8 protein-coding genes are annotated in these 8,062 nt (G+C 64.6%); 4 read left to right on the top strand and 4 right to left on the bottom strand.

Annotated features, from left to right (window positions below):
- From RT662_RS09010 to nadC, 3 genes are all read left to right on the top strand, one after another.
- Positions 1–485 (top strand): MBL fold metallo-hydrolase (locus tag RT662_RS09010; protein WP_313670381.1); only part of this gene is annotated, 485 nt, incomplete at its 5' end.
- Positions 485–1,489 carry a quinolinate synthase NadA gene (gene nadA / locus RT662_RS09005; protein WP_313670379.1) on the top strand — a complete coding sequence of 335 codons (1,005 nt, stop codon included), beginning with the start codon at positions 485–487 and terminating at the stop codon, positions 1,487–1,489. The genes RT662_RS09010 and nadA, both read left to right, overlap by 1 nt.
- Entirely contained in the window at positions 1,482–2,312 is an 831-nt protein-coding gene (nadC, locus tag RT662_RS09000; RefSeq protein WP_313670382.1) for a carboxylating nicotinate-nucleotide diphosphorylase, read from the top strand. Before nadA ends, nadC begins: the two co-directional genes overlap by 8 nt.
- On the opposite strand, the gene RT662_RS08995 is transcribed toward nadC, so the two are convergent.
- The 4 genes from RT662_RS08995 to RT662_RS08980 form a co-directional block, all read right to left on the bottom strand.
- A complete protein-coding gene (locus RT662_RS08995; RefSeq protein ID WP_313670377.1) occupies positions 2,313–2,654 on the bottom strand; it encodes a DUF4112 domain-containing protein in 342 nt (113 codons plus the stop codon).
- Positions 2,655–2,770: 116 nt separating this feature from the next.
- Complete coding sequence (locus RT662_RS08990) at positions 2,771–3,163, bottom strand: hypothetical protein (protein ID WP_313670376.1); 393 nt, start codon at positions 3,161–3,163, stop codon at positions 2,771–2,773.
- A gap of 73 nt (positions 3,164–3,236) precedes the next feature.
- Positions 3,237–5,390, bottom strand: a complete 2,154-nt coding sequence (gene purL / locus RT662_RS08985; protein ID WP_313670375.1) for a phosphoribosylformylglycinamidine synthase subunit PurL — start codon at positions 5,388–5,390, stop codon at positions 3,237–3,239.
- A 31-nt stretch (positions 5,391–5,421) separates the two neighbouring features.
- Positions 5,422–6,315: a TSUP family transporter gene (locus tag RT662_RS08980; RefSeq protein ID WP_313670374.1), complete on the bottom strand. Its 894-nt coding sequence runs from the start codon at positions 6,313–6,315 to the stop codon at positions 5,422–5,424.
- A 212-nt stretch (positions 6,316–6,527) separates the two neighbouring features.
- Between RT662_RS08980 and RT662_RS08975 the strand changes: the two genes are divergently transcribed.
- Positions 6,528–7,859: an NAD(P)/FAD-dependent oxidoreductase gene (locus tag RT662_RS08975; protein ID WP_313670372.1), complete on the top strand. Its 1,332-nt coding sequence runs from the start codon at positions 6,528–6,530 to the stop codon at positions 7,857–7,859.
- Positions 7,860–8,062 lie beyond the last annotated feature (203 nt).

The raw sequence follows: 8,062 nt of genomic DNA, 5'->3' as shown, positions 1-8,062 counted from the left end.
CCGACGGCGAGAGCGTCTCCGGTCCCGGCTGGACGCTCACGGCCATTCACACCCCCGGCCACACCAGCAACCATCTCTGCTTTGCGCTGGCAGAGGAAAAGGCGCTGTTCACCGGCGATCATGTGATGGGCTGGAGCACCACCGTGGTCGCACCGCCCGATGGCGACATGGCCGATTACATGGCCAGTTTGCAGAAACTCCTGACCCGGGACGATGCCATCTACCACCCCACCCACGGCGAGCCGGTGAACGATCCGCAGCGCTTCGTGAAGCATCTGCTCGGCCACCGCCGCCAGCGCGAAACCCAAGTGATGCGCGCCATCGGCGAAGGGCTGGTGACCATCCCGCAGATGGTGGCAGCGATGTATGCCATGGTCGACAAGCGCCTGCACCCGGCCGCCGGGCGCAGTGTGCTGGCCCATCTCATTGATCTGGAACGGCGCGGGAAAGTGAGCCGTGCCGGCGAAGACTGGAGTGTTGTCTGATGGACGCGCGATTGAACATGCTCGGCGCCAATGCTTCTGGGGGCGCTGCCATCGACGTGAAGGCAGAGATCAACCGGCTTCGCAAGGAGCGCAACGCCGTCATCCTCGCCCATTATTATCAGGCGCCCGAAATCCAGGACATCGCCGATTTCGTGGGTGACAGCCTCGATCTGTCGAAGAAGGCCGCCGCCACCGATGCCGATGTGATCGCCTTCTGCGGCGTGAAGTTCATGGCCGAAGTGGCGAAAATCCTGTCGCCGCAGAAGACCGTGATCCTGCCCGATCTGAAGGCTGGCTGTTCGCTGGAAGACTCGTGCCCGCCCGAGGCTTTCGCGAAGTTCCGGCGCGCCCATCCGGATCACATCAGCCTCACCTACATCAACTGTTCGGCGGCGGTGAAGGCGGAGAGCGACATCATCGTCACCTCCTCGTCGGCCGAAAAGATCATCAACCAGCTGCCAGCCGATCAGAAAATCCTGTTCGCGCCCGACAAGCATCTGGGCGCCTGGCTCAACCGCAAGACCGGGCGCGACATGCTGTTGTGGGATGGCACCTGCATGGTGCACGAGAAATTCTCGGTGACGGAATTGCTCAAGCTGAAGGCCCAGCACCCGGCCGCCCCCGTGCTGGCGCACCCCGAATGTCCGGCGCCGATCCTGGAACTGGCGCATTATATCGGGGCGACCAGCGGCATCCTGAACTATGCATTGAACTCGCCCGAACCGACCGTGATCGTGGCGACCGAGCCCAACATCATCCACCAGATGCAGAAAGCCGCGCCGCACAAGACTTTCATCGGTGCGCCGGGTGCCGACGGCAATTGCGGCTGTAACATGTGCCCCTACATGGCGCTCAACACGATGGAAAAACTCTATCTGTCCCTGCGTGATCTCACCCCGCAGATCGAGGTGCCGGAGGATGTGCGGGTGAAGGCCAAGCGCAGCCTTGATCGCATGCTGGAGATGGCGGGCAATGTCTCTGCCGTGCCGGTGCGTGGTGATTGACGGGTTCGATACGGCGGCCTTCGTCAGCGCGACGCTGGCGGAGGATATGGGGCAGGGCGGTGACATCACGTCCGCCGCCGTGATTCCGGCCGAGGCGCGGCTGACGGCGGTCATGGACAGCCGTGATCCGGTGGTGGTTGCTGGCCTGCCGCTCGCCGCCGCCTTCTTCCGCGCGCTCGACCCGGCCTGCACCATCACCATGCTGGCGGCCGATGGCGATGCGGTGCCGGCCGGGGCTGATCTGATGCGCATCGCAGGCAATGCGCGCGCGCTGCTCACGGCGGAACGCTCGGCGCTCAATACCGTGCAGCATCTGACCGGCATCGCCACGATGACGCGGCAATATGTCGACGCGATTGCGGGTACCGGCGCCGTGCTGCTGGATACGCGCAAGACCTTGCCCGGCCTGCGCGCGCTGGAAAAATATGCCACCCGGATGGGCGGCGCCACCAACCACCGCATGCGGCTGGATGACGGCGTAATGATCAAGGATAATCATATCGCCGTTGCTGGCGGGGTGGAGCCAGCGGTGCGCGCTGCCAAGGCTGCGGGCCTGCAGGGCATTGTGGTCGAGGTAGACACGCTGGACCAGATTCCACCGGCACTCGCAGCCGGTGCCGATCGGCTGCTGCTCGACAATATGGGGCCTGACTTGCTGCGCGAGGCCGTGGCGCTGATCGCCGGCCGGGTGCCAACGGAAGCCAGTGGCGGTGTCAATCTGCAGACCATCCGCGCCATTGCCGAAACCGGCGTCACCTATATCAGCGTTGGCCGCATCACCCAGAGCGCACCGGCCGCCGATATCGGTCTGGATTTCGCCTGATCAGCGCTGATCCAGCAGCCGCTTGACCAGTTTCAGGTTGCGGCTGTTCGACCGGAAAAACAGGTCGAACAGGTCGCCGGCAATCGGCACGCTGCCGATCGCCGTATCCACGCCGACATTGGCCAGCATGCGCAGCAATGTCCCGCGCGACGCGCCGAGATTGCGGGCTTCCCAGATCAGATACAGGCCAAGCGCGGCCGTGGCCGCATCGCCCAAGCCGGGTGCGAGGCCGATGATGGCGTCCAGCCCGACGCGCCGCCCGATCAGCGGCAGCTTGATCAACCCTTCCAGCAGATGCTCCAGCGCCACGATACGCGCGCGGGCACGGTTATGCGGGCTCAAACCAGCAAGAGACGAAGGGGCAGAGACGCGACTGGTCAATTCAGCTGATACTCCGGCGGCCGGGAGCCGCGATCATCAGTGAATCTGGCCCCGGCCGCCGGAATTACAAGAGCGGCTCACTTCTTGCCGAACATGCCCATGATGTCGTTGATCGGGTTGCCGTCGCCGTCCCGGTCCAGCATTCCCGCCACCTGGCCCAACATGCCGCCGCCACTCTGGCCGCCCAGGCCGGCCATCACCTCCTCCAGCACGCCGCCCTTGCCGCCGGCACCCTGAACGGCCTGCAGCAACTGCGGCAGCAGCGCGCCCAGCGCCCCTGCGTTCATCCCGGTCTTGCCCGCCACGTCGGCGACAGCAGCGGCATTGTTCACGCCCGGATCGGCGATCTGCGGCAGCAACTGCCCCAACGCGCCTTCCACCATGGCCGGATCGAGCCCGGCCTTGCCGGCCAGCCCGGCGATATCGATATTCCCGCCAGCCTGCGCCAGCAGATCATCCAGCATGCCCATCTGCGATTCTCCCGTCTTGGCGACCCAAGGAGAACATGACTCGGTTACGCTTTGGCGGCAATCAGCCTCAAAATCAGCCTTTGATCATCGCCGGCAGCGTCGCTTCATGGGTGCGCTTCAGTTCGGCCAGCGTCACTGTTTCGCCGTTCAGCACCAGCGCATCCCCGCCCACCGTGCCGATGCGCGTGGCGCCGTCGATGACAACGCCGGCCGGTGCGGTGACGAGGTAACGGCCCTGATCCTCGCCGAACGCCGTCGCGGCATCCAGAGCCCCCTCAACAACAGCGCCCAGCCCGCTGGCCATCGCCATTTCGGCCACCGCCACGGCCAGGCCGCCGTCGGACAGATCGTGCACGGCGTTCACCGTCCCCGCCGCGATTAGCGCCGCGACCGTGTCGCCGGCTGCACGCTCGGTTGCCAGATCAACCACCGGCGGTGGGCCGTCTTCGCGGCCATGGCATTCGCGCAGCCACAGCGATTGGCCCAGATGCGCGCCCGTGCCGCCGATCAGCCAGATCACGTCGCCGGCCGCCTTGAAGGCCAGATCCATCTGCTTGTCGTAATCGGCGAGCAGGCCAACCCCGCCAATGGCCGGCGTCGGCAGGATGGCGTTGCCGCCGCCGGTCGCCTTGCTCTCGTTGTAGAGGGAGACGTTGCCCGAGACGACCGGATAATCCAGCGCCCGGCAGGCTTCGGCCATGCCCTCGATGCAGCCGACCAGCTGGCCCATGATCACCGGGTTCTGCGGGCTGGCAAAATTGAGGCAGTTTGTGATGGCCAGCGGCTTGCCGCCCACCGCGACGATGTTGCGCCACGTCTCCGCCACGGCCTGTTTGCCGCCCTCGAACGGATCGGCAAAGCAGTAACGCGGCGTGCAGTCGGTGGCGATGGCCAGCGCCTTCTTTGTGCCGTGCACCCGTACCACCGCGGCATCACCACCCGGCCGCTGCAGCGTGTCGGCGCCGACCTGGCAATCATATTGTTCCCAGATCCAGCGGCGTGAGCAGAGATCCGCACTGCCCAGCAGGGTCTTCAGATCGGCCACGATATTGGCGCTGGCCGGCACATCGGTGAGGGCTGCACGCTTGGGCGTCGGTACATGCGGCCGGTCATATTTCGGCGCGGCATCAGCCAGCGGATCGAGCGGGATGCGGCCCACCACGTCGCCGTGGAAGGTCATGGTCAGATCGCCGCCGTCGACGACCTCGCCGATCACCGCGAAATCCAGTTCCCACTTCTTGAAGATCGCCTGCGCGAACGCCTCGCGGCCGGGCTTCAGCACCATCAGCATCCGCTCCTGGGATTCCGACAGCATCATTTCATAGGGCGTCATGGCTGTTTCGCGGCACGGCACCTTGTCCAGATCAAGCCTTATGCCCACGCCGCCCTTCGACGCCATTTCCACGCTGCTGCTGGTCAGGCCGGCGGCGCCCATGTCCTGAATGGCCACGATCGCGTCGGATGCCATCAGTTCCAGGCAGGCTTCGATCAGCAATTTCTCGGTGAACGGGTCGCCCACCTGCACGGTCGGGCGCTTTTCCTCGCTGTTTTCGTCGAACTCAGCCGAAGCCATGGTCGCGCCATGGATACCATCGCGGCCGGTCTTGCTGCCGACATAGACCACCGGATTGCCCACACCGGCGGCGGCCGAATAGAAAATCTTGTCCGCCTTGGCGATGCCCACGGTCATCGCATTCACGATGATGTTGCCGTTGTAGCTGGGATGGAAAATCGTTTCCCCACCCACGGTCGGCACGCCGACGCAATTGCCGTAACCACCGATGCCGGCAACGACGCCCTTCACCAAATGGCGCATCTTGGGCGCGTTGATGTCGCCAAAGCGCAGCGCGTTCATGTTGGCCACCGGCCGCGCGCCCATGGTGAACACGTCGCGCAGGATGCCGCCCACGCCGGTGGCCGCGCCCTGATAGGGCTCGATATAGCTCGGGTGGTTGTGGCTCTCCATCTTGAAGATAGCAGCGTCGCCGTCACCAATGTCGATCACGCCGGCATTCTCGCCCGGGCCGCAGATTACCCACGGCGCTTTGGTCGGCAGCTTGGCCAGGTGCATGCGGCTGGATTTATAGCTGCAATGTTCGGACCACATTACCGAGAAGATGCCGAGTTCGAGCAGGTTCGGCTCCCGCCCCATGGCGGCGAGCACGCGCTCATATTCTTCGGGCGTGAAGCCGTGGGTGGCAACAATCTCGGGCGTGATCTGGCTCATGGCGCGCGCATAGCCTGCGGCGGCAGCTTTGTCATGTCGCAGCGGGAGGCGCTGCTGCATTTTCCGCTTCGGCCCGGCGGCCAATGGCCGCGGATCGCAGCATGACAATGCCGGTATAGCTGATCACCACCGAAACCAGCCATTTCAGCGGCGCCAGTGGCAGTTCCTTCACGATGAACGCCGCGACCAGCACGGCCGGGATGCCGGCCAGCACCATGGCCAGGGGAATCCGCAGATCGATCTTGCCGGCCTTGATGTGATGCGTCGCAATGCCCGCCGCCGCAAAGGAGGCGCTGGCGGCCATGATCGGAAAGCACAGGCGCGGATCAAGCCCCATCAGGCTGAGCATGGCCAGCGTTGGCGCATAATTGCCGATGCCGAAATTGATCAGCACACCAAATCCGAAACTGGCGGCAATGGCCACGATGGTCAGGCCGAGTGGCAGGCTGGTCGCCGTGCCGCCCACCGGCATCAGATCGAGATTGGACAGCAGAAAAAACACCGCCGCGATCAGCAGCGCCAGGCCCACCACGCCCTGCACCACCCAGGCCCGGGCGCGGGCGATCAGCGGCAGGCCGGCCCAGCCACCGGCCAGAAACGTGATGATGCTGCCCACCAGCAGCACGGGATCCACCCCTACGCCCAGCAGGCTGAGGAAGATCAGCCCCTCCACCATCGTTGGCAGGGTCAACCCGGTGATCATCGTCTGCGGGATCAGGTGATCGGGCACCAGCTTGCGGAACTTGAACCAGGCCATGGCGGGTGCCATCGATCCGATGCCCAGCGTGTCGAGGAAATTGACCACCGCGCCCAACAGCAACGCTTCGGCGCGCAGCCACAGCCGCTGCGCAATAGCCGCGCGCAGCAGTACCACGCCGTTGAACGCCGCGGCGAGCGCCAGCAGCGCCAGAAGGATGTTGAGCATCGTTTCGTCCCCAGCCGCCCTGTGGTGCAGCGCAACGCCAACAAGGCGGCAACTGCCACTGGCGTCAATAGGGACGGCGCGAATTTGTCATGTCGCCATGGCGTGATGCCATTCGCGGTACGCGCCGCTGCCAATGCACATCTGCGCCATCCGCACCTTCCGCAACAGGCTCACCCCGGCTATGACGCGGTGCAACAGCTTGAAGGGCGACCATGCCACGCACGCGCGCAGACGGGAAGAAAACGCAGATTGTCGTCGTTGGCGGCGGTGCCGGCGGGCTGGAGCTTGTCACCAAGCTCGGCGCGCATTTTCCGCGCCAGGATTTCGATATCATCCTGGTCGATCGCAACCCCACCCACATCTGGAAGCCGCTGCTGCACGAAGTTGCGGCCGGCAGCCTTGATGCAAATCTCGACGAGGTCGGCTATCGCGGCCACGCCTATCGCTGGGGCTATCGCTATTTCGATGGCGCGCTGGAAGCCATCGATCGCGATGCCAAGCAGATCATCATCGCGCCGATCCGGGATGAAGACGGCAGCGAGGTGATCGGCCGCCACCGCATCCGCTATGATTATCTGGTGCTGGCCGTGGGCAGCGTTTCCAACGATTTCGGCATCACCGGCGTGAAGGACCATTGCCTTGCGCTGGAAAGCCGCCCCGATGCCGATCGTTTCCGCCGCAAATTGCTCAACCAGTGCCTGCGCGTGTCGCGCCAGATGGTCGCCGATCCGGCCAGCGATGCCACGGTGAAAGTGGTGATCGTTGGCGGCGGCGCCACCGGCGTGGAACTGGCCGCCGAGCTGTATTCCGCCGCCGATGCGCTGGGCTTCTATGGCCTTGAAGTGTTCGATGGAAAGCGCCTGCAGGTGTCGCTGCTCGAAGCCGGGCCGCGCATCCTGCCGCAACTTCCCGAAAAACTGGCGGCCGCAGCCCATTCGGAACTGGAAAATCTTGGCGTCAAGGTGCTGGCCGGAACGCAAGTGGTGGCCGCCACCGCAGATGCCATCATGGTCAAGGATGGCCCCGCCATTCCTGCTGATCTGAAGGTGTGGGCGGCCGGGGTGAAGGGCGCCGAATTCCTGAATGGCATTGGCGGGCTGGAAACCACCCGCAACAACCAGTTGCTGGTGAAGGACACGCTGCAGACCACGCGCGACGACAGCATCTTCGCCATCGGCGATTGCGCCAGCTACACACCGCCTGGGCAAGACCGCCCGGTGCCGCCCCGCGCGCAGGCCGCACACCAGATGGCCGATGCCACCTTCCGCAACATCAAGGCGCTGATCGCCGGCAAACCGACGCGCCCGTTTGTCTATGCCGATAACGGCTCGCTGGTGAACCTGGCACGCTATTCCACCGTGGGCAGCCTGATGGGCAATCTGGTGGGCGGCAAGATGGCGATCGAAGGCCGGCTGGCGCGCTTTGTCTATACCTCGCTCTATCGCATGCACCTGATCGCCATCCACGGCTGGCTGAAGGGCCTGTTCCTGATTCTGATGGGCCATGTGAACCAGGTGGTGCGACCGAAGCTGAAATTGCATTGATTGGCTGAGGGAGCAGGGAAGGGGGCCTCCGGCGGGCAGGGACTCGTCCCTGCACCCGTTTGTTTTGAGGCGGTTCTCTACCCAACAGTGCATGTCATGCTGGCGCAGGCCAGCATCCAGGGCGGTGCCAGGATTCCAGCGACCACCCCACACGCACGGTATGACAACAGGCCAACCCAACAAACGGGTGCAGGGACGAGTCC

Source organism: Sandarakinorhabdus sp. (assembly GCF_032115815.1).
Lineage (GTDB): Bacteria > Pseudomonadota > Alphaproteobacteria > Sphingomonadales > Sphingomonadaceae > Sandarakinorhabdus.
The sequence above is the reverse complement of the archived record's forward strand: the minus strand, read 5'-3'. Positions and strand labels throughout refer to the sequence as shown.